Consider the following 21,715-nt stretch of genomic DNA (forward strand, 5'->3'; position numbering starts at 1 on the left):
CGAGTCCGGACTTGTTCAGGCGACACACCGTCGCGAGGTGTGAACAAGTCCGGACTCGATTGCTTGTTACTCGTCGGGCGTGGGACCGGAGCCGGGACCGGGACCGGGCTTGGGCTTGCGGCGGGCGGTGAGGAGGACGATGACCACCGCGATGATCGCGAGCACCACGATGGCGACCGCGATCCCGATCACGAGGCCGATATCCGTGGATGAGGCTGCGGTCGGCTGGGGGGACCCTGCGGTCTCCGTCGGCTCGGCGGCGGCGGGTTGCGTCGCCGAGGTGGTCGGCTCGGCGCTCGGCGTGGACGTACCGGCGCCGCACGCCGTCTTCTCCGTGCCTGCCGCCTCCGCCGTTCCTGACGGCGGCTGGTAGCTGAACTCGTACGAGTTCGACACCTGGTGGCCGTCCGCCGACACGATCTGGTAGGTGATCGTGTACTTCCCTGCGGCGCCGAGCGCCACCGGTGCGCTGACGACCGTGTCCGCGATGGTCGCGCATCCGGTCTCGAAGTGGCGGGTCGCCGCATCCGGACCCGTCACGGTCACCAGCGCGCTGTTGCCGCCGATGTCGATCACGCGGTCGTTGAATGTGAGCTTCACCGCGTCGAGCGGCGAACTCACGACGGCGTCGGCCGCCGGGTCGCTGCCGACCAGGTAGTCGTGCGCCGACGCGCTCGCCACGGGAAGCACCGCGACAGCGACGGCCGCGATGGCGGCGGTCAACGCCCCGATGGATGCGGTGCGGATGCGGTGCGTCATGCCCCCACCTTCCCACGCCCGCGCCTGGTGGCCGCGAACACGGCGACGACGAGCGCGATGGCGCCGAGCGCGAGTCCGCCGATACCCAGGCCGATCGCGAGGGCGTCGGCCGCCAGCCCGGACGACGCGGCGACCGGCGCCGGCGTCGAGCTCGCGACGAGGTTCTCGCCGTCGGCGGCCGGCACAGGGTCGGTCACGTAGATCGTCGGCGCAGGGTGCTCGGGCTCTGCCCCGGACGCCGGGGTCTTCTCGCTCCAGTCGACCACGCTGCCGTCGCTGTAGTACTGGTGCGTCGGCAGGACGAGCTGGCCGGTCTTGGGCACGGCGCCCGCCGAGATCGTGAACTCCTGGAACTGCCCTGGTGCGATCTGCACGCCGGAGTCCGCGGTCCAGGTCACGCGCACGGGAGCCTGCGTGATGGTTCCGTCGTCGGTCTTCACCGGCTTGGCGAGGGTCTCGGTGTCCACGGTCGTGGTCCAGCCGGCGAGCGGGAGGTAGGTGACCGAGGTGAACGGGTCGGCTGTCGGCAGGTCGACGACGAGCTTCACCGTGCCCGCCGTCGCCGACTCCGTCGGCACTTTGAAGGTGAGCGTCGCGTAGCTGCCAGGCTCTGCCTGGTCGGGGGTGACGTGCACGTGCGCGCTGGCCGCGAGCGGAGCGGAGAGCAGGAGGAGGCCGGTGGTGGCCGCGGCGATGGACGCGGCGATGGTGCGTTTCTTCATGGGAGTTCTGTCCTTGTTCGGAAGCGTTCGATGAGTGCGGGTGCGCGCCGGCAGACGGGCGCCACGCACGATCGTGGAACGCTCCGTCAGGACGCGACGGCCAGGGGTGGCCCGCGGTGGCGCAGCCGGAGGAGGGGGACGCCGAGGTCGCGCAGAAGCGCCGGCTCGCGGGAGACGGCGCCGGCGACGGCGGAGGAGGCGTGCTCGAGCATGGCCGGCGCGATGGCGAGCCTGTCCAGGATGCGGCGGTCGGCGAACCTGGCCACGTGCATCCTGGTGGTCTCGAGGAGCCCCCAGAACGCCTGCTCGCCGAAGCGCAGCGCGATCACGGTGACGAGGACGGCGGTGAGGTGGGCTCCCCACATCCCCAGGCTGAGGTCGTCGTGGGAGGGCATTGCGCCGGGCATCGTGCCCGGAGTGACGCCGGGCATCGTCATCGTCAGGTGCGAGCCGGCGTGCAGGTGCGTCGCGCCGGCGGGAGCGCTGAACGTGGCCGTGCCCGTGCCGAGACCGAACAGCAGGTGGAACAGGAACTGGCTGAACCCGACCGCGATCGTCAGCCGCCACAGCGACAGCGACCGCGCCGTGAGGGCGATGGATGCGACGGTCGAGAACGCGAGGCTGAGCGCGAGCGGGAGCACCCCAGGCGCGGCCCCGCCGCCTGCGACGTGGAACAGGGCGGCGACGAAGATCGCGACACAGGATGCGAGCAACCCGCGCGCGACGCGAGCCCACCTCGATCCCATGCTGTCTCCGTCCGTCGTTCCAGGTTCGGAGCAAGTCTACGGAACGGATGGGCGTCGGCCGCCCTGGGCGTCGGCGACCGACTGCGGCTCGGTATGTATCCTACGAAGGCGACCCGACGCACACTGAAGGAGGCGTATGCCCAGAGGAGCGAACCTCCCCGCGATCGCCGCGTTCAACGACACGGTCGTGCTCGACGCCGTGCGCCGCTCCGAGGGAGGCCTCAGCAGAGTCGAGCTGGTCGGCTCGACCGGCCTGTCGGCGCAGACGGTGTCGAACGTGAGCAGGAGGCTGATCGACCAGGGCCTCATCCGCGAGGCAGGCAAGCGCATCGACGGTCCTGGCAAGCCGCGCACCATCCTGCAGCTGGAGCCGACGGGCTCGTACGCGGTCGGGGTGCACCTGGACCCCACGGTCATCACCTGCGTGCTGCTCGACCTGGAGGGCGAGGTGGTCGCTGAGGCACGCCGCCACTCTCCGGTGTCCGGCGACGCGATGCAGACCCTCGCCATCGTGGTGGAGGCGATCGGCACGGTGCTGGCGGAGTCGGGCGTCGACCGGGCGAAGGTCAGCGGTGTCGGCGTCGCGGCACCCGGCCCGATCGACACAGAGACGGGCGTGGTGGTGCGGCCGCCGCTCATCCCCGGCTGGAACGACTTCCACCTGCGCGACGAACTGCGGGCCGCGACGGGCCTGTCCGCTCTGGTGGCGAAGGACGTGACGGCAGCCGCGGTCGCCGAGCGCTGGCGCGACTCGGCGGATGCCAGCCACGACTACGTGTTCGTGTACTACGGCACGGGCGTCGGGGTCGGGATGGTGCTCGGCGGCGACGTCTACACGGGCGCCACCCACAACGCCGGCGACGTCGGCCACGCGATCGTCGACCCAGGCGGCGCCCTCTGCGCCTGCGGGCGTCGCGGCTGCTACGGCGAATCCGTCCGTCCGTACCGCCTGGTGATGCAGGCGATCTGGGCCGGTGTCCTCTCCGCGCCGGGCGGAGAACCCGTCCCGGACGGCGTGGAGCTCGACCTCGACGTCGAGACGGTCGACGCCCTCTTCACGGAGCTGACACAGGCGGCGACGGCGGGCGACGACGTGGCCACGAGCATCCTCGACAGGTCCATCCGGAACACCGCGTACTATCTCTCGAACCTCTCCGCGCTGCTCGACATCGACCGCGTGGTCTTCGGCGGCCCGTCCTGGGACCGGCTCGAACCGTTCTACGCCGCCCGCCTCCCCGGCTGGATGCACGAGTTCGACATGGACATCCTCACCCACCCCGTCATCACGGAGTCGAGCGCTGTGGGCGCCGACGTCGCCGCGGTGGGCGCGGCGTGCCTGGTGCTCGACGCGACCTTCTCGCCGCGCGGCCGGGTGTAGGGCGCGGCTCGACTCCCATCCCGTCGACCCCCATCCGGGTCTCATCAGGCATTTTCCCCGCACCCATTGCCAAATAAATCAAATTGATTTATAAATTACAACCAAGGTCCGGCACCGCAGGGCAGGGAAGGCGCCCACCGGACATCGAAGCAAGGGAGCATCGATGAAACGCAGCAGAGTTCTGGTCGCCGTGGTGGCCGCATCCGCACTCGTCGCACTGGCCGGATGTTCGTCGTCCGGGTCCAACGACGGCAAGACCATCAAGGTGGCTTACCAGGATTTCGGCACCGACCTCATGGCCAAGTTCATGGCCAAGGCGAAGGCCGGGTTCGAGAAGGCCAACCCGGGGGAGAAGGTCACCCTCGTTCCGATCAAGGCCGCTGAGAACGACTACTACACCAAGCTCTCGCTGATGAACCGCAGCGCCAGCACCGCACCTGACGTGCTCTACGAGGACACCTTCCTCATCCGCTCCGACGCGCAGGCCGGGTACCTCGAACCGCTCGACTCCTACGTGAACAAGTGGGACGAGTGGTCGCAGTTCTACGACAACGCCAAGGACGCAGGCAAGGGCGACGACGGCAAGATCTACGGCGTCTCGATGGGCACGGACACCCGCGCCCTCTGGTACAACAAGGACATCTTCGCCAAGGCAGGGCTGCCGGCCGACTGGAAGCCGAAGGACTGGAACGACGTGCTGGATGCGGCCAAGACCATCAAGGACAAGGTCCCCGGCGTCACCCCCATCAACATCTTCTCCGGCAAGGCCGGCGGCGAGGCCAGCTCGATGCAGGGCTTCGAGATGCTGCTCTACGGAGCGAGCAAGGACGGCCTGTACGACGCGTCGTCCGGCAAGTGGATCACCGGCTCGAAGGCGTTCACCGACTCTCTGGATGTGCTGAAGGAGGTCTACCAGGGCGGCCTCGGCCCGTCGCAGGAGATCACCAGCGACACCAACTACCAGAACATCGTGACCAGCCAGCTCATCCCGCAGGGCAAGCTCGCCATCAACCTCGACGGCTCGTGGGTCGCAGGCACCTGGCAGTCCACCGGCGACACCAACTGGCCGGAGTGGGAGAAGACGATGGGCGTCGCTCCGATGCCGACGCAGACCGGCCAGGAGCCGGGCAGCATCAGCATGTCGGGCGGCTGGACGCTGTCGATGGGGTCGAAGAGCAAGGTCAAGGACGAAGCCTGGAAGTTCATCTCCTACGCCCTCAACAAGGCCAACTCGCTCGACTTCGACATCTCGCTCAGCCAGATCCCGGTGCGCAAGGACGTCGCGGCCGACCCGGCGTACGCCAAGTCGAACCCCACATCCACGTTCTTCGCCTCGCTGGTGGATGTGACCAAGTTCCGTCCTGCGACCCCGGACTACTCGAAGATCTCCAACGGGATCCAGGTGGCCATGGAGTCGGTGATGACCGGCCAGCAGTCACCAGCCGAAGCCGCCAAGGCGTACGACGACACGGTCGTCGGCATCGTCGGCAAGGATAAGACGAAGTCGGAGTAACCAGACAGTGACGTCGACAATCGACGCCGTCGCCGAGGGCGCGAGCGGCCGGGGAACTTCCCGGCCGCCCCGCCCGGAGCGGACGGCACGTTCGCGCAGAGTCCGGCGATCGGTCGCGAGGACCGTCCCGCTCATCCCGGCCATCGGCCTCCTGGTCGTGTTCCTGGTCGGGCCGATCCTCTCCTCCTTCTACGGATCGTTCACCAACTCGTCGCTCACCGGGGCCGCGGCCGCGTCGAGCGAGTGGGTGGGCCTGAAGAACTACATCGACCTGTTCAACAGCCCGGACTTCCCTGTCGCGGTGGTCCTCACCCTGGTCTTCCTCATCGGCTCCGCCGTCATCGGGCAGAACATCGTCGGGATGGTCCTGGCCCTGCTGATGCGGGCGGGCGGCCGGGTGGTCGGCGCCATCGTGTCGACGTTCGTCGTCGGCGCGTGGGTGCTGCCGGAGATCGTCGCCGCGTTCGCGTCGTACGCGTTCTTCAGCCAGAAGGGCACGCTCAACGCCATCCTCGCGATGGTGGGCATCACCGGGCCGTCGTGGTTGTTCGCGTTCCCGATGCTCGCCGTGATCCTCGCCAACACCTGGCGAGGCGCCGCCTTCTCGATGCTCGTATACTCGGCGGCGCTGCAGGAGGTGCCGCCGGAGATCACCGAGGCGGCGGAGGTCGACGGCGCGAACGGCATCAAGCGGTTCTTCCTGGTGACACTGCCGATGATCCGCCGCAGCATCTCCACCAACCTGATGCTGATCACCCTGCAGACCCTCTCGGTCTTCACCCTCATCTACGTGATGACGGGAGGCGGTCCTGGCAACAAGTCCATGACGCTCCCCGTGCTCGCCTACCAGGAGGCCTTCAAGTTCTCCGAGCTGGGCTACGGCACCGCCATCGCGACCATCCTGCTGCTCGTGGGCGCCGTGTTCGCCATCGTCTACGTGCGCGCTCTCAAGACGGAGGTGGACTGATGCGCCTGTCATCGCCGAGCGGTCTCGCTCTCAAGTGGACCGCCAACATCCTGCTGCTGCTGATCGGGCTCGTCTTCGTGCTTCCGATGGTGTGGGTGGTGTTCGCGTCGTTCGACGGCTCGGCCACCCTGGCCGTCGGCTGGCCGAAGCAGTGGACTCTGGAGAACTTCCAGAAGGTGCTCACACCGGACCTGGCGTTCGTGCCGCTCTGGAACAGCCTGCTGCTGTCTGCGGGATGCGCGTTCATCACGGTGATCGTCGCCATCCTGGCCGCGTACCCGCTGTCCCGCTACCGCAACAGGTTCAACAAGCCGTTCCTCTACGCGATCCTGTTCGGCACCTGCCTGCCGATCACCGCGATGATGGTTCCGGTCTACAGCCTGTTCGTGTCGTTGAACCTGATCGACTCGATCGGTGGGACGATCCTGTTCATGGCAGCATCGTCGCTTCCGATGGCGATCTGGATGACGAAGAACTTCGTCGACTCCGTGCCGCTCTCCCTCGAGGAGGCAGCGTGGGTCGACGGTGCGTCGAGCATGAAAACGCTGTGGACCGTTGTCGTCCCGCTCGTCCGCCCCGGGATCGCCGTGGTGTTCATCTTCGTGTTCGTGCAGGCGTGGGGCAACTTCTTCGTGCCGTTCGTGCTGCTGCTCAGCCCGGAGAACCAGCCGGCCGCCGTCAGCATCTTCACCTTCTTCGGGCAGTACGGAGCCGTCGCGTACGGCCAGCTCGCGGCGTACTCGCTCATCTACTCCGTGCCCGTGATCGCCCTCTACGTCCTCGTCTCCCGCGTGCTCGGTGGTTCGTCCGCGCTCGCCGGAGCCGTCAAGGGCTAGACCCCGTACCTCTTATATAAGGAGTCTCGTTGTATCAACAGAACCAGCTCGTCGAGATGCGCGTCGACCGTTTCGTGCGCGAGCGTCTCGCACCCGCACTGGAGCGCGCGTCCGCGCCCGTGACGATCGAGGCGTGGGAGGTGCCGGACGAGCCGGTGCCGTTCGCGCAGGCCGTCGCGAACACGTTCACGCCGTTCGAGCTCGGGCAGGCGTGGGGCCGGCCGTGGGGGACGGTCTGGTTCCACGTCACCGGCACCGTTCCCGCTGAGTGGGACGCGGACCCGGACGACGTCGAGCTGGTCGTCGACCTCGGCTTCACAGCAGGACAGGTCGGCTTCCAGGCCGAGGGCCTGGTCTGGGCGACCGACGGCACCATCATCAAGGCGATCGAACCGCTCAACGGCTACGTCCGCCTGCGCCTCGCTCCCGGCCAGCCGTTCGAGGTCTACGTCGAGGCGGCGGCCAATCCGGATGTGGGCAGCGAGTTCGTGGACTTCATCCCCACCAAGCTTGGCCGCAAATCCACCGCACCGCAGCATCCCATCTACGCGCTGCGGCGGATGGCCGTCGTGCACCGCGACCGCGAGGTGTGGGAGCTGGTGCAGGACGTGTGGACGGCGCGCGGCCTCGCCGCCGTGCTGCCGGAGCAGTCGCCGCGCCGCGCATCCCTCTTCGCCGCACTGGACGCGGTGGTGGATGCGGTCGACCCGACCGATGTGCACGGCACGGCAGCGGCCGGCCGGGCCGCGCTCGCCGGGGTGCTCGCCTCCCCGGCGGCCGCGACGGCCCACTCGATCTTCGCGGTCGGGCACGCGCACATCGACTCGGCGTGGCTGTGGCCTGTGCGGGAGACGATCCGCAAGTGCGCCCGCACGTTCTCCAACGTCCTCGACCTGATGGATCAGGATGCGGACTTCGTGTTCGCCTGCTCGTCTGCACAGCAGTTCGCCTGGATGAAGCAGTTCTATCCCGAGATGTTCGAGCGCATCCGGGTGCGGGTGGCCGAGGGCAGGTTCGTACCGGTCGGCGGCATGTGGGTGGAGTCGGACACGAACATGCCGGGTTCGGAGGCGATGGCCCGCCAGTTCGTGGAGGGCAAGCGGTTCTTCCTGGAGGAGTTCGGCTTCGAGCCGAAAGAGGTCTGGCTGCCCGACTCGTTCGGATACTCCGGGGCCCTCCCGCAGATCGCCCGCGCGGCAGGGGCCGACTACTTCCTCACCCAGAAGATCTCCTGGAACGAGACCAATAAGTTCCCGCACCACTCGTTCGACTGGGAGGGCATCGACGGCACCAGGATCTTCACGCACTTCCCGCCGGTCGACACATACAACTCGGTGCTCTCCGGCGCCGAGCTCGCGCACGCGGAGCAGAACTTCGCCGACAAGGGAAGCGCGAACACCTCGCTCGTCCCGTTCGGCTTCGGCGACGGGGGAGGAGGGCCGACCAGGGAGATGGTCGCCGCAGCCAAGCGCACCGCGTCTCTGGAGGGTTCGCCGACCGTGCGCGTCGCGACGCCGGCCGAGTTCTTCGCGGCGGCGTCCGCCGAGTTCTCGCCCGCGCCGGTGTGGGCTGGGGAGCTCTACCTGGAGTTCCACCGCGGGACGTACACGTCGCAGGCTCGCACCAAGCACGGCAACCGCCGCAGCGAGCACCTGTTGCACGAGGCAGAGCTGTGGGCGACGACGGCCGCCGTGCGCGCCGGGGCCGCATACCCGGTGGAGGAGCTGCGCCAGGCGTGGCGGACCGTGCTGCTGCAGCAGTTCCACGACATCCTGCCTGGGTCGTCGATCGGCTGGGTGCACGACCAGGCGGTGGAGAACTACGGGATCGTTGCCGAGGCGCTGGAGGGCGTGATCGCCCGGTCGGTGGCGGCGCTGGGGGATGCCGCATCCACTGCTGTCGTCTTCAACGCGTCGCCGTTCGCGGTCGACGGGGTTCCCGCCTTCGGCGCTGGAACCGCATCTCGGCCAGGGGATGCCAGGATCGAGCGCTCAGGCGACGGCTTCGTCCTGGCCAACGCGCTCATCACGGTGACGGTCGACGGCGACGGTCTGGTGACCTCCATCGTCGAGGCGGCGTCCGGCCGGGAGGCGCTCCCGCCGGGAACCAGGGCCAACCTGCTGCAGCTCTTCCGTGACACCCCCACCCAGTGGGACGCGTGGGACGTGGACGTGGAGTACCGCCGGTTCGGCGACGACCTCACGGCGCTCGACAGCCTGGAGGTCGTGGCGGACGGCGCGGACAGCGTCGCCCTGCGGATCGTGCGCAGCTTCGGCTCGTCCGTAGTCACGCAGACGGTGTCGCTCGACGCCGGCTCTGCGGCGCTCGACATCCTCACGCACGTCGACTGGCACGAGAAGCAGCGGATGCTGAAGCTGGCGGTCCCCGTGGATGTGCACACCGCGTCCGCCAGGTCGGAGATCCAGTTCGGTCACATCGAGCGGCCGACGCACACCAACACGAGCTGGGACACCGCCCGGTTCGAGACGCCGGCACACCGCTGGGTGCACGTCGCCGAGGCCGGTTTCGGCGTCGGCGTCGCGAACGACTCGACCTACGGCCACGACATCACCCGCCACGCCCGCGACGGTGGAGGCACGTACTCGCTCGTGCGGCAAACCCTGCTGCGGGCGCCGATGTTCCCCGACCCGGATGCCGACCAGGGTGAGCACACGCTGCGCACCTCGATCGTCGTCGGCGGCCTGGATGCGGCGATCGAGGCGGGCTACCGGCTCAACCTCCCTGCGCGCACCGGCCAGGCGGCCGCCGTCGAGCCGCTGGTGTCGTCGGACACCCCGGCCGCGGTGATCGAGACGGTGAAGCTCGCCGAGGACGGCTCGGGCGACGTGATCGTGCGGCTCTACGAGGCGCACGGCTCGCGCACCACGGCGAGCATCGGCGTCCACTTCCCGCACACCGGCGTCACGCAGACCGACCTGCTGGAACGCGAGACGGCACAGGATGCGGTCACCGGCGCGACCGGCGACGGCGGCTCCGGCGACGGCGGCTCCGGCGACGGGTCCGGCCCTGGTGCGGTCGCCATCTCCCTCCGCCCGTTCCAGCTCGTCACCCTCCGCATCGCGCGGGGGTGACCACCGACTGCCCGCCCCGGGCCGCGCGAACCCCGGGGCGGGCATCCTTTCCTGGCTGGCGCACTGCGGAGCCCCGAACTGGGGTGCACCCACCGGTCCGGTGCCGCCCGCCCACGCCGATATTCTGTCGGGCATGGCGGTGGACGGGTGGAGACGCAGGGCGCTGGTGGTCGAGGACCACGCGCTGATGCGTTCGCTCGTCGCCGAAGCGCTCGAACGGCGGGGGTTCGACGTGACCCCGGCTGCGTCGTCCGCCGATGCACTGCGGCTGGCCGATCAGGCCGATCCCGACCTGCTGGTGACCGACATCGACCTGGGGGAACGGCCGAACGGCCTCGAGCTCGCGACGATCCTGCGCGAACGGGCGCCGTATCTCGCCATCGTCTTCCTCAGCAACCTGTCTCGCGAGGCGGCGTCCGCCCGTGCGCGGGAGACGGTCGCCGGAGCGTCGTTCGTGAACAAGGGCGCCATCGCCGACATCGACGAACTCGTGGTGGCCGCCGAGGCAGCGCTCGCCGAGCGCCCGGTGTCGCGGGAGGCTCCGAGCGGTGACGGCCGGGCGGCGCTGCTGCGGCTGAGCGAAGCGCAGCTCGAGACGACGCGGCTGCTGGCCGCCGGGTTCTCGAACGCCGAGATCGCGCGCCGTCGTGGGGTCACCGTGCGCGCCGTCGAGAAGAGCGTGGAGCGGATCTTCAACGCGCTCGGCGTCTCCGGCGACGACCGTCTGACGCCGCGCGTGGCCGCCGCGACCCTCTACACCGCCACCTTCGGCGACCCGCAGACCGGGCTCGGCTGAACTCGAATGGCCCGGTCGTGAACCTCGTCTCCACCCGCCGCCTCCTCGCGCGTGCGACGGGGAGCAACGCGATCACCTGGTGGACCTGGATCATCACGTTCCCGTTCGCCATGACCGTCATGTCCGGTGTGCAGTACGTGGACGGCGGCCGCTCGCTCGGCGAGGCGGAGGCCGTCGCCGGCGTCGAGCATCTCGCGGTCGGCCTCGCGATGCTGGCCGCATACGGCGTGCTGCGGGTGACGCCCGACCGGATGCGCGCGGTCGTCGTCCTGGTGCTCTTCGCGGCCGTCGGCGTGCTCAGGCCGTTCCTGTTCCTGTGGACGGGAGGCCTGCTCGGCATCCCTGTCGAGGTGGGTGAGCTCGGAGCCCGCATCGCTATCAACGTCGTCATCTGCCTCTCCGTGTTCCCGCTCATCGCGATCGGCGTCGATCTGGTGCGCGACCACCGCGGCGTGTACCGGCGGCTCAACGCCGTGCGGCAGGCGGCGGAAGCCGACGAGCGGGCGGGACGCGAGCGCATCCGGACCTTGCGGGCGACGTCTGTGGATGCGGTGCTCGCGCAGATCGAGGACGCCGCCGCCCCCGCGATGCTCGCCGGAATCGAGCCGGCCGACGCTTCCCGGTTGCTGCGCTCGCTCGCGAACGACATCGTCCGTCCGGCGAGCCACGAGCTCTACGCCGCGGACGCTACGCCGGGGCAGCGCGCCGCCGTCGAGTCGTCATCGTCCGGCAGGCTCGGCTGGCTCGGCTCCGTGATCGGCGGGATGCGGGCGGCGCCGCCACTGCCGACCGCCGTGCTGTTCGTCGGGATGGTCACGCCGTTCGCGCTCAGCTCATACGGGGTCGGCCTCGCCGTCATCCAGATTCCGGTGACCCTCGCCATCCTCCTTCTGGCGAACATCGGCGTCGCCAGGCTCTCCTCCCTGATGCGCCGGCCGGCAGCCCGGGTGGCAACCGTCTTGGCCGGTTACGTCGTGGCAGGGGTGGTGCTCACCGTCGAGAGCGACAGGATGCTGCGCGCGCTCGGCTTCGCCCCCGACCTGATCGTGTTCCAGGCCTTCATCTATCCGTGCATCGCAGCGGCGGTCGCGTTCGTGTCGTCGCTGTCGGTGCGCGTGCGCGCCGACCAGAGCGAGATCGAGGAGTCGATGCAGGCGGCCGTCGAGGCGGCGGCGCGCGTGCGCGTCGACTACGACCACGAGCGGGAGGGCATCGCCAGGCTGCTGCACTCCGGGGTGCAGTCCGAACTGATCGCCAGCGCCCTCGCTGTCGGGATGAGCGGAGCGACCCCCGCTGACGCAGCGACTGCAGTGCGAGATGCCGTCGACCGCATCAGGACCGGACTGCGGGGCGCGCGGCCCGCGACGGACGCGCGCACGCGCATCCGGATGCTGGCGGACAGCTGGAGACGGGCGATGACGCTCGACGTGCGCATCGACGACACCGTGTGGGACCGCCTGGACGACGACCGTCGCTGCGAGGCGGTCGTCGACGCGATGTCCGAGGGGCTGGCCAACGCGGTCAGGCACGGGGACGGGTCGCCTGTGACCCTCGACCTGACCCGCGGGCGGGACGGCGGCGTGCTGGTGCGCGTGACGTCGGGAGGCGAGCTCGCATCCCCCGGAGCGGGGATCGGCCTCAGGGACCTGGCCGGGCGCGCGGAGGTCGCCTTGCGCGAACGCTCCGGCGGGGTCGAACTGGCGGTCGCGATCCCCTGACGTTCGCGTCTGGCTGCCGTTTTGGAGCCGTCTCGGAGCCGCGTCCTGGCCGCGCCGGGCGGTTCGTGTCGTAACAGCCGTACCCCGTCGGTCCCCCAAAACGCGGACACCGTAGATTCGTTTTCATCAAAGCGGTGCAACCCGCGATGAAACCCCCGGTCAGGGGCCCATTCCTGCGTGACCCGAACGCGCGGGACGGGCCCCTGCGGCCGGGGAATCTATGCATGTTGATGGAACCTTCAGGCGATATCGGGTAAAACAGATCAGTACGCGTTTGCGCAAAGCCCCGCGCATTACCCCCCGCTCAGAAAGACCTAGCTTGCCCCAGTCCAGTGCCCCGTCGCGGTCTCGCCGCACCTATCGGGCTCCGGTCGTCGTCGACGTCCAGGAGCCGGCGGAGCTCTCGACCGACCCCGGACAGGTCTTCGTCAGCCGGCGCGAACGCGTCGAGGCTGAGCGTCAGCGTCCGGCGAAGCGCGAGCGCATCGTCGTCAAGCCGACCAGGCGCGAGCTGTCGGCACGGCGCACCACGCAGCAGCCAGGCGCCGTCGTCGCCGCACCGCGGCAGGGCATCTTCCGCAAGGTGCACGTCACGCATCGCAAGCGGTTCGGCTTCCACGCCGCTGTGCTCCTCGCGCTGACCGCGTTCTTCGGAACCGCGGCCCTTCCGGCATATGCGAGCTCGGCTGAGGCGTCGCCGATGGGCAACGCGCGCACGGCCCTGGCCGTCCAGACGCTCACCGGCGGCGGCACCACGGCCCAGGTCGTCTCCCGCGACGGGATGCAGATCGCCGAGTCGCCGCAGATGCTCGACTCCACCATGAACACCTCGGTGTCGCCGAGCGTCGAGGCGCTCGCGGTCCAGCTGATGGGCGCTGTCGCCTCCGGCCGCCTCGTCGGCTCGACCCCCAACCACATCCCGGAGATCGCGGACCTCGCCGAGGGCAACGCCGTCCCTGGCTGCGGCGTCGACTACCGGGTGCTGCAGTCGATCTCGGTCGCACTCGAGCACTTCTCCCAGGTGGGCGTCAGCGACATCAACCGCCGCTGCACCGGCCAGATCGAAGGCGCAGGCACCGAGTCGTCGCACTACGCGAACGGCGGAGGCCACGCCGTGGACTTCTACCTCCTCGACGGCGCCCCCCTCACGGGCGGCGACTCGCGCTCGCTCGAACTGATCAGCATCCTCGACCCGCTGGTCCCCAACGGCTCCGGCCTCGGCCAGATCAACTGCCGCTCCTCGATCAGCGTCGAGAACTTCAAGCCGTTCGACGACACCTGCAACCACCTGCACATCGACTTCGGCAACGCCACAGCGCCGACGCTCGCGCAGGGCTAGACAGCAGGCGCGTTCGGCGCCGCACCGGGCCGCGCCACCGAAGTGACGCGACCCGATCCCCCTGCGATCGTCTAGTTCCCCTTCACATTGACGATCTGCCGCAGCGTGTGGCGGATCTCCACGAGATCGACCGCATCCGCCATCACCTGGTCGATCGGCTTGTACGCCTGCGGAATCTCGTCCAGGAACGCATCCGTGTCCCGGAATTCGATCCCGGCCATCGCCTCACGAAGCTGCTCGATGGTGAACGTGCGCCTGGCGGCCGACCGCGAGAACTGGCGGCCGGCACCGTGCGGCGACGACTCGAGAGCGAGCGGGTTCCCGAGTCCGGAGACGACGTACGATGCCGTCCCCATCGAGCCCGGGATGAGCCCCGCCTGACCCTTCCGCGCTGAGATCGCCCCCTTGCGGGACACCCAGACATCCTTTCCGAAATGCCGCTCGCGCTCCGTGAAGTTGTGGTGGCAGTTGATCCGCTCCCGCTCTTGCACGTCCGCACCGAAGAACTCCGCCGTCTGCCGGATCACCCTGTCCATCATCTCCTCGCGGTTGAGCAGAGCGAAGTGCTGCGCCCACCGCAGTTCGGCGATGTACGCGTCGAACTCGTCCGTGCCCTCGACCAGGTAGGCGAGGTCCCGGTTCGGCAGGTCGATCCAGTACCGCTCCATGATCCGCTGCGCGACCGTGATGTGGTGACCCGCGATCCGGTTGCCGACGCCACGGCTTCCCGAGTGCAGGAACAGCCACACCGCATCCGTCTCGTCGAGGCTGACCTCGATGAAGTGGTTGCCGGAGCCGAGCGAGCCGAGCTGCAGCGCCCAGCCCTTCGCGTACGTTGCGGGAGACAGGCCGATGGCGTCGGCCATCGCGGTCAGCTCGGCGACGCGCGGCTCTGCTGTGGCGACGATCTTGTTGTTGCGGCCGCCGGCGGACAGCGGGATCGCGCGTTCGATCTGCTCCCTCAGCTCCGACAGCGGATGCACGCCGACAGCGCGCGCCACATCGTCGCTCGTGAACTGGGTGCGCACGGCGATCATGCCGCAGCCGATGTCGACGCCGACGGCAGCGGGCATGATCGCGCCCAGCGTGGGGATGACAGAGCCGACGGTGGCGCCGAGCCCGAGGTGCGCATCCGGCATCAGAGCCAGGTGCGGGTGGATGAACGGCATCTGCGAAGACGTGACGGCCTGCTCGCGCGTGTTGTCCTCGAGCAGGCTCGCCCAGCTCAGCAGGCGGTTCGAGATTCTTTCCATGATCCTTTCGTTTCTCGTGAAGGTGCGGCCGAGGCTGGCCTCGCACCCTGTCGCACGGTCGGCGGAAGGCAGAGAAAAAGCCCCGGTCCTCGAGATGGACGGGGCTGTGACGGTCGACGGGATGTCGGTGCTACAGGCCCCGGGCAGGCTCGAGCGAGCGGTAGTCGCGCTGTTCGCGTTTCAGGCTCTGCGTTGCTCGCATCTTCCTGACCTTCCACTCGGCGGGGCGTCCTGTGCCGGTCGGCACAGGATTTCCGAGAGTACACGGGCGAGGGCCGGTCTGTCTACGAACTCGCAGCATGGCCCGCCCGGAACAATGGCGCCACCACAACGCACAGGCCTACCGTGGCAGCATGACCACATCGCAGGCAGGGCAGCCGCACGAGTCGCATCACGAACACACCGGTCTCAGCGAGCAGAACCAGCTCAATCCGCTGTTCGCGCGAGCGGGCGAGGCGACCGACTTCCCGCTGAACACCCTGCCGTCGGGGGAGTCGCTGCCGGAGACCGCGTACCAGATCGTGCACGACGAGGCGATGCTCGACGGGAACTCGCGGCTCAATCTGGCGACGTTCGTCGGCACCTGGATGGATCCGCAGGCCGACAAGATCTACGCGGAATCCGCGGACAAGAACATGATCGACAAGGACGAGTATCCGCAGACCGCCGCCATCGAGGCGCGGTGCTGGAAGATGCTCGCCGGGCTGTGGAACGCACCCGATCAGGCGAAGGCGGTCGGCACATCCACCATCGGTTCGTCCGAGGCGTGCATGCTGGGCGGGCTCGCACTGAAACGGCGGTGGCAGCATGCGAGGAAGGCGGAGGGGAAGTCGGTCGAGAAGCCGAACCTCGTGCTGTCGAGCGCTGTGCAGGTGTGCTGGGAGAAGTTCTGCAACTACTGGGATGTGGAGCCGCGCTTCGTGCCGATCAGCGACGAGCACAGGGTGCTCGACGGGTTCGAGCTGGAGAAGTACGTCGACGAGAACACCATCGGGGTCGTGGCGATCATGGGGGTCACGTACACGGGCATGTACGAGCCGGTCGCCGCCATCGCCGAGGCGCTCGACCGCATCCAGGCGGAGACCGGGCTGGACATCCCCATCCACGTCGACGGCGCGTCCGGCGCCATGATCGCGCCGTTCCTGCAGCCCGACCTCGCCTGGGACTTCCGGGTGGAGCGGGTGGCGTCGATCAGCACGTCAGCGCACAAGTACGGGCTCGTGTACCCGGGCCTCGGCTGGGTGGTCTGGCGCTCGGTCGATGCGCTGCCGAAGGACCTGGTCTTCGACGTCACCTACCTTGGCGGCCACATGCCGACGTTCGCGCTCAACTTCTCCCGGCCTGGCGCGCAGGTGCTGCTGCAGTACTACCTGTTCCTCCGGCTGGGCTGGGACGGCTACTACCGGGTGCAGAAAGCCTGCCAGGACGTCGCGGTCTACCTGGCGGGCGAGATCGCAGCGATGGATGCGTTCACTCTCTGGAACGACGGCACCGACATCCCGGTGTTCGCCTGGCAGCTCACGCCGGGGCACACCGACAAATGGAACCTCTACCACCTGTCGGAACGCCTGCGGCTGAAAGGCTGGCTGATCCCTGCGTACCCGATGCCGGACGACCTCTCCGACCTTGTGGTGCAGCGCATCGTGGTGCGCAACGGGTTGAGCCGCAACCTGGCCGAGAGCCTGGTCGTCGACATCAGGGAGGCCGCCGACTACCTGGATGCGCTGGAGGCGCCCATGCCGACCGAGGGGCAGGTCACGAGCTTCGCCCACTGACCCCGTGGTCCTCAGGTCGCTCACAGGTGCGACCTAGCTCGCACTGAAAAACGCGCGGATAGTGGAGGGGTGACCCCTGAACGAACCGACAGGCAATCCGACGCGCCCGAACCAGCACCAGACCAGGCGCAGAAGCGGAAGACCACTGCTCTCTCGCGTCGCGCCCTCATCACCGGAGGGACCATGCTCGGGGTCGGCGTCGCTGCGGCGGCCATCGCCGCCACCCGGCCGGGCTCCGGCTCGTCCGCGGCGACCGGCCAGGCCACACCGTCCGCGTCTTCCACCGCCCAGCCGGTGCTGCGCTCGTTCGTCAGCTCCGACCTGACCGTTCCCGCCATCACCTCGTGGAAGACGGGGACGACGGCGCCTGGCTTCGTGTTCGTCACCCAGCAGGTGACGGGCTTCAACGGCGCCATCGTGCGTGAGAACGGCGAGCCCGTGTGGATTGAGCCGACCAAGGCGAACGTCACCGATCTGAAGGTCCAGACCTACCGCGGCGAACCCGTGCTCACGTACTGGACCGGAAAGAGCACGGGCGGGCACGGGGCTGGGCAGGGGAAGATCCTCGACCCCACGTACGCGACCATCGCGACCGTCTCAGCAGGGAACGGCCTCGACGCCGACCTGCACGAGTTCAATCTCACGGACCGCGGCACGGCACTCGTCACCGTCTACGCGACGAAGCCCGCCGACCTCAGCTCCATCGGCGGACCGAAGAACGGCTACCTCTACGACTGCCACGTGCAGGAGATCGACGTGGAGACGGGGAAGGTGCTGCTCGACTGGGATGCGCTCGACCACATCCCGGTCTCGGAGACGTATCTCGGGCTCACCCAGGATGCGGGTCACGACGGCACGACGGCGGGGCGCGCCTTCGACGCCTACCACCTGAACGCGGTCGAGGAGGACGGCGACCGCCTCCTCGTTTCGGCGAGGCACACGCACACGATCTATTCGATCGACCGCGCGACGGGCGACGTGAAGTGGCGGTTCGGCGGCAAGAAGAGCGACATCGCCGTGCAGAAGGACGCGGTGTTCGCCTGGCAGCACGACGTGCGCCGCCACGACGACGGCACGATCACGCTGTTCGACAACCACCTGTACTCGGGGACGGACGGGGCATCCCGCGGCCTGAAGTTCTCGCTCGACACGGGCGAGACCACGGCGACGCTCGAACAGGAGTACCGCTACGACAACCACCTCGGCACCGCGATGGGCAGCGTGCAGGTGCTGCAGAACGGCAACGTCCTCGTCGGCTGGGGCACCGACCCGGCCGTGACGGAGTTCACCGCGGCGGGCGACGCGGTCTACGAGGCGACCCTCGGCGCCATCTCCTACCGGGCGTCCAGGCACGCCTGGGTCGCGCACCCCACGACGGCCCCCTCGGTCGCCGTGCGTTCAGAGGGCGACGGGATGCGCGTGTTCGCGAGCTGGAACGGCGCGACGGAGGTGCGCTCCTGGCGGGTGCTCGCCTCCACGTCCGGCGAGCCGGCTCCGGTCGGCACGGTGAAGCGTTCCGGGTTCGAGACCTCGCTGCTGGTGAAGCAGGCGCAGCACGTCGCGGTGCAGGCGCTGGATGCGAACGGCGAGGTGCTGGCAGCGTCGAAGACGATCAGCGTGTGACGATCCGGCTGCGCCCGACGGACCCGCGCCAGACGATCAGCACACGAACAGGTTGAGCGCCGCCCACTGCAGCAGGATGACGGTCTTGCCGTCCACGATGGTGCCGTCGGCGATGCGGGCGAGAGCGTCGTCGTAGCCGATGGTCACCGGCTCGATCTCCTCGCCCTCCTCCTCGACCCCGCCTCCCCCTCGCACGTCCCTGGCCGCGTACGGCGCGGCGAAGAAGTGCACCCGTTCGGTGACGGAGCCGGGGCTCATGTAGAGATCGAACAGATGGCTCAGCTCGCCGACCGTCACGCCGAGCTCCTCCGCGGCCTCGCGCCGGATGGCCTCCTCGGCCGAGTCGTCGTCGAGCAGTCCGGCTGCAGCCTCCACGAGCATCCCGTCCGGGTGGCCGTTGACGTAGGCGGGGAAGCGGAACTGCCTGGTGAGCAGCAGCGTGCGCGCCTCCTGGTCGTAGAGCAGGATCGTGGCGCCGTTGCCGCGGTCGTACGTCTCGCGCGCCTGCGTCGTCCACGCGCCGTCACGGCCGCGGTAGTCGAACGTGGTGCGGCGCAGCACGTGCCAGCCGTCTGAGGTGACCTCCACATCCAGGATGCGCACGTCCGGATTCCCGTCGAGGTCGCGGCCGACCAGGTCCAGCCCCGTCCTGCCGCGAGAGTCCGGGACGGTCGTCGTACCCTGGCGGTCCTGTCCTGGCTGATCCGTGCTCATAGCGCGAGCCTAACGGTAGCGCTTGCGGATCTCCCTGGCGGCGAGGATGTCGGAGGACGCCGCATCCCGAGCCTTCACGATGGCCTTGTCGGACTTCAGCGGCAGGCGCAGCACAGAGTCCGCCTCGATGCCGCTGACGAGCTGCCTGGCGCGCTCGATCTCCGAGTCGAGCTCGGCGCCGAGCAGGAGGGCGACGTTCGCGATCCAGATCCACAGCAGGAACACGATGATGCCGGCGAGCGCGCCGTACGTCTTGTCGTAACTGCCGAAATTGGCCACGTAGAACGCGAAGAGGGCCGAGGCGATCCCGAGCACGATGATGGCGGCGAACGAGCCGGTGGTCAGCCAGCGGAACTTCGTCTGCTTGACGTTCGGGGTCGCCGAATACAGCAGGGCGACCAGCAGCACGATGGCGACGATCATGATCGGCCACTTGACGATCGACCACACCACCTCGACGGTGCTGCCGACGCCGAGCGCGTTCCCGATGGCGGTCGCCACCGGACCGGACACCACCAGCAGGAGCGCCATCAGCGCGATGAGCACGAGCGCGGCGACCGTGACGCCGAGCTGCACGGGACGGAGCGAGAACACCGTCCGCCCCTCCCGCACCCCGTACACCCGGTTCAGCGCACGACCGAAGCCGCCGACGTAGCCGGAGGCCGACCAGATCGCGCCGACGATGCCGATCGCGAGCGCCCAGCCGCTGGCGGGGGAGGCGGCGAGGTTCTCGATCGGGCCCTTGACCGCATCCAGTGTGCCGGGAGCGATCTCCTCCACCACCTGGAACAGCGCATCGATGCCGGCCTGGCTCTGACCGATCAGGCCCAGGATGCTCACCAGTGCGATCATCGCCGGGAACAGCGACAGCACGGCGAAGTAGGTCAGCCCTGCGGCGAGGTCGGTGCAGGCGTCGAGCGAGAAGCTCCGGAACGTGCGCTTGAGGATGAACCCCCACGGCAGCTTGAACCACGAGACGCGGTGCATCCGCTCGATGCGGCCGACGGCCTCCGCGCGTGCAGCGCCGACGCCTCCGCGGTCAGCGGGCACGCGACCGGCCTCGCGTCAGCATGGCGACCGCTCCAGCGGCCGCGGCGACGACGCCGAGGAACAACCCGACGAACAGCACGGGATGCGAGCGGATCTGCACCCCGGGGTTGAACGTCGCGAACAGGTCGTCGAGCGTCGAGGCGAGTTCGTCCCTGGTCTGTTCCAGGTCGAGCTTGATCGTGGGGATGCCCGCTCCGTCGGGGATGGGAGGACGCTCGGGGCGGCGGTCGGTCACGGTCGCTCTCCCTTCAGGGCGCGAAGATCGTCGCCCAGTTCCTGCTTGAGGTCGTCCGGCACGGGCGGAACGCCGCGCTTCAGGCTCGCCCTGCCGATGAGAGCAGTGATGATGCCGAGCACCAGCAGGATGCCCGCGACGATCAAGGCCGCGAGCCAGGCCGGGACGATCAGTGCGAAGGCCAGCACCGCCGTGGTCACCAGGGCGCAGAGTGCGAAGAACACGAACATCAGGGCGGCCACGAACAGGCCGATGCCGACGCCGGCGGCCTTCGCCTTGGCGCTCATCTCCGCCTTGAACAGTGCGAGCTCGCTCGCCACGAGCCTCCGCAACTGGGCGACCAGGTCCTTCGTCAGCTCGGGCAGCGGCCGCAAGCCTTTCGTGGTCCTGCGTCGCTCGCGGGGAAGCGGCGGCTTCTCGAAACTCATCGGGCTCCCTGTTCGTTGGTGGCTGTCGGGCTGTCGGGGCGTCGACCCGCGGGGTCAGCGCGTTACCGCGACCGTACCCCAGCATCCTGCAGCCGTCGAGGGCACAGGTGGTGCACACTAGGGACATGAGCGGCAACGACAGCACTCTGCGTGGAGGAATCCTCGTCGCGGTCGTCCCCGGACAGCCGGTGACGGTCCTCGAACAGGCCATCAAGCTGGCCGACGATCTCGACGTCCCCCTGGTCTGCGCGAACGTCGACCCCAACCGGTACCTGGTGTCGAGCTACGTCGACGGCACGGTGGTCGCCCTGCCGTACGACCCCGACCTGCCGGAGGTCGAGGACGAGACCTTCGACCCTGAGCTGGCGGAACGCATCAGGGAGGTGCTCGACGGCACGGGCGTGCCGTACCAGTTGCAGCAGCTCGCAGGAGACCCGTCGTGGGCGCTCACCAAGCTGGCCGACGACGTGGATGCGCGCTACATCGTGGTCGGGACGCGCGAGGCCGGGCTGCGGGGGAGCATCCGCGAGTTCTTCAACGGATCGGTGGCCGTGCATCTGGCGCACCGGCAGCACCGACCGGTGATCGTGGTGCCGCTGGCGCCCGTGCCGGGCAAGGGTGCGCTGCCGTGGGAGGACCCGCCGGTCTGACGGGTCGGTATCGGGTGCATCGGTATAGTGGGCGGACGGCGATGGATCTCGCCTGGGCAGCACCCGTGCCGTGCCCGAACCGCGTCGTCCGCTGATAGTTCCTACGCTTCCTGACCGAAGG

19 protein-coding genes and 1 riboswitch are annotated in these 21,715 nt (G+C 69.0%); of the genes, 11 read left to right on the forward strand and 8 right to left on the reverse strand.

Annotation, left to right across the window (positions count from 1 at the left end; translation table 11 throughout):
- Window positions 1–66: 66 nt before the first annotated feature.
- The 3 genes from ACIRCZ_RS12110 to ACIRCZ_RS12120 all read right to left on the reverse strand — a co-directional run bounded on the left by ACIRCZ_RS12110 (window position 67) and on the right by ACIRCZ_RS12120 (window position 2,227).
- Entirely contained in the window at window positions 67–759 is a 693-nt protein-coding gene (locus ACIRCZ_RS12110; RefSeq protein ID WP_402853330.1) for a copper resistance protein CopC, read from the reverse strand.
- Window positions 756–1,481, reverse strand: a complete 726-nt coding sequence (locus tag ACIRCZ_RS12115) for a YcnI family protein (protein WP_402853333.1) — start codon at window positions 1,479–1,481, stop codon at window positions 756–758. The genes ACIRCZ_RS12110 and ACIRCZ_RS12115 overlap by 4 nt, the downstream gene beginning before the upstream one ends.
- Before the next feature lie 86 nt (window positions 1,482–1,567).
- Window positions 1,568–2,227 (reverse strand): hypothetical protein, encoded by a 660-nt coding sequence (locus ACIRCZ_RS12120; protein WP_402853336.1) that lies wholly within the window; start codon window positions 2,225–2,227, stop codon window positions 1,568–1,570.
- Window positions 2,228–2,363: 136 nt separating this feature from the next.
- Here ACIRCZ_RS12120 and ACIRCZ_RS12125 point away from each other — a divergent pair, with 136 nt between their 5' ends.
- From ACIRCZ_RS12125 to ACIRCZ_RS12160, 8 genes are all read left to right on the forward strand, one after another.
- Entirely contained in the window at window positions 2,364–3,605 is a 1,242-nt protein-coding gene (locus tag ACIRCZ_RS12125) for an ROK family protein (protein WP_402853339.1), read from the forward strand.
- Window positions 3,606–3,768: 163 nt separating this feature from the next.
- Window positions 3,769–5,118, forward strand: a complete 1,350-nt coding sequence (locus ACIRCZ_RS12130; protein ID WP_055896908.1) for an extracellular solute-binding protein — start codon at window positions 3,769–3,771, stop codon at window positions 5,116–5,118.
- A 7-nt stretch (window positions 5,119–5,125) separates the two neighbouring features.
- Window positions 5,126–6,085 (forward strand): carbohydrate ABC transporter permease, encoded by a 960-nt coding sequence (locus tag ACIRCZ_RS12135; RefSeq protein WP_055896905.1) that lies wholly within the window; start codon window positions 5,126–5,128, stop codon window positions 6,083–6,085.
- Window positions 6,085–6,921 (forward strand): carbohydrate ABC transporter permease, encoded by an 837-nt coding sequence (locus tag ACIRCZ_RS12140; protein WP_055896902.1) that lies wholly within the window; start codon window positions 6,085–6,087, stop codon window positions 6,919–6,921. Before ACIRCZ_RS12135 ends, ACIRCZ_RS12140 begins: the two co-directional genes overlap by 1 nt.
- 29 nt (window positions 6,922–6,950) lie before the next feature.
- Entirely contained in the window at window positions 6,951–10,013 is a 3,063-nt protein-coding gene (locus ACIRCZ_RS12145) for an alpha-mannosidase (RefSeq protein WP_402853343.1), read from the forward strand.
- Between the two features lie 133 nt (window positions 10,014–10,146).
- On the forward strand, window positions 10,147–10,809 hold the full coding sequence (locus ACIRCZ_RS12150) for a response regulator (protein ID WP_402853346.1): 663 nt from the start codon (window positions 10,147–10,149) through the stop codon (window positions 10,807–10,809).
- 17 nt (window positions 10,810–10,826) lie between these two features.
- A complete protein-coding gene (locus tag ACIRCZ_RS12155) occupies window positions 10,827–12,527 on the forward strand; it encodes a hypothetical protein (RefSeq protein ID WP_402853348.1) in 1,701 nt (566 codons plus the stop codon).
- Between the two features lie 319 nt (window positions 12,528–12,846).
- Complete coding sequence (locus tag ACIRCZ_RS12160) at window positions 12,847–13,866, forward strand: hypothetical protein (RefSeq protein WP_235500529.1); 1,020 nt, start codon at window positions 12,847–12,849, stop codon at window positions 13,864–13,866.
- A 71-nt stretch (window positions 13,867–13,937) separates the two neighbouring features.
- On the opposite strand, the gene ACIRCZ_RS12165 is transcribed toward ACIRCZ_RS12160, so the two are convergent.
- Window positions 13,938–15,119 (reverse strand): RtcB family protein, encoded by a 1,182-nt coding sequence (locus ACIRCZ_RS12165; protein WP_402853352.1) that lies wholly within the window; start codon window positions 15,117–15,119, stop codon window positions 13,938–13,940.
- Between the two features lie 353 nt (window positions 15,120–15,472).
- Here ACIRCZ_RS12165 and ACIRCZ_RS12170 point away from each other — a divergent pair, with 353 nt between their 5' ends.
- Both ACIRCZ_RS12170 and ACIRCZ_RS12175 read left to right on the forward strand, forming a co-directional pair.
- A complete protein-coding gene (locus tag ACIRCZ_RS12170; protein WP_402853355.1) occupies window positions 15,473–16,894 on the forward strand; it encodes a glutamate decarboxylase in 1,422 nt (473 codons plus the stop codon).
- A gap of 69 nt (window positions 16,895–16,963) precedes the next feature.
- Window positions 16,964–18,517 (forward strand): arylsulfotransferase family protein, encoded by a 1,554-nt coding sequence (locus ACIRCZ_RS12175; RefSeq protein WP_402853358.1) that lies wholly within the window; start codon window positions 16,964–16,966, stop codon window positions 18,515–18,517.
- Window positions 18,518–18,553: 36 nt separating this feature from the next.
- On the opposite strand, the gene ACIRCZ_RS12180 is transcribed toward ACIRCZ_RS12175, so the two are convergent.
- The 4 genes from ACIRCZ_RS12180 to ACIRCZ_RS12195 are packed head-to-tail and all read right to left on the reverse strand — an operon-like array spanning window position 18,554 to window position 20,944.
- A complete protein-coding gene (locus tag ACIRCZ_RS12180) occupies window positions 18,554–19,231 on the reverse strand; it encodes an NUDIX domain-containing protein (RefSeq protein WP_402853361.1) in 678 nt (225 codons plus the stop codon).
- Between the two features lie 9 nt (window positions 19,232–19,240).
- Window positions 19,241–20,281 (reverse strand): YihY/virulence factor BrkB family protein, encoded by a 1,041-nt coding sequence (locus ACIRCZ_RS12185; RefSeq protein WP_055896881.1) that lies wholly within the window; start codon window positions 20,279–20,281, stop codon window positions 19,241–19,243.
- Window positions 20,271–20,516 carry a DUF3618 domain-containing protein gene (locus tag ACIRCZ_RS12190; protein WP_055896878.1) on the reverse strand — a complete coding sequence of 82 codons (246 nt, stop codon included), beginning with the start codon at window positions 20,514–20,516 and terminating at the stop codon, window positions 20,271–20,273. Before ACIRCZ_RS12190 ends, ACIRCZ_RS12185 begins: the two co-directional genes overlap by 11 nt.
- Window positions 20,513–20,944, reverse strand: coding sequence for a phage holin family protein (locus tag ACIRCZ_RS12195; protein ID WP_402853366.1), 432 nt, complete (start codon window positions 20,942–20,944; stop codon window positions 20,513–20,515). The genes ACIRCZ_RS12190 and ACIRCZ_RS12195 overlap by 4 nt, the downstream gene beginning before the upstream one ends.
- A gap of 125 nt (window positions 20,945–21,069) precedes the next feature.
- Between ACIRCZ_RS12195 and ACIRCZ_RS12200 the strand changes: the two genes are divergently transcribed.
- Complete coding sequence (locus ACIRCZ_RS12200) at window positions 21,070–21,594, forward strand: universal stress protein (RefSeq protein ID WP_055896872.1); 525 nt, start codon at window positions 21,070–21,072, stop codon at window positions 21,592–21,594.
- Window positions 21,595–21,622: 28 nt separating this feature from the next.
- A riboswitch (Fluoride riboswitch) is annotated at window positions 21,623–21,705 on the forward strand.
- The last annotated feature ends 10 nt before the right edge of the window (window positions 21,706–21,715 follow it).

This window comes from Leifsonia sp. NPDC102414 (assembly GCF_044765685.1).
Lineage (GTDB): Bacteria > Actinomycetota > Actinomycetes > Actinomycetales > Microbacteriaceae > Leifsonia.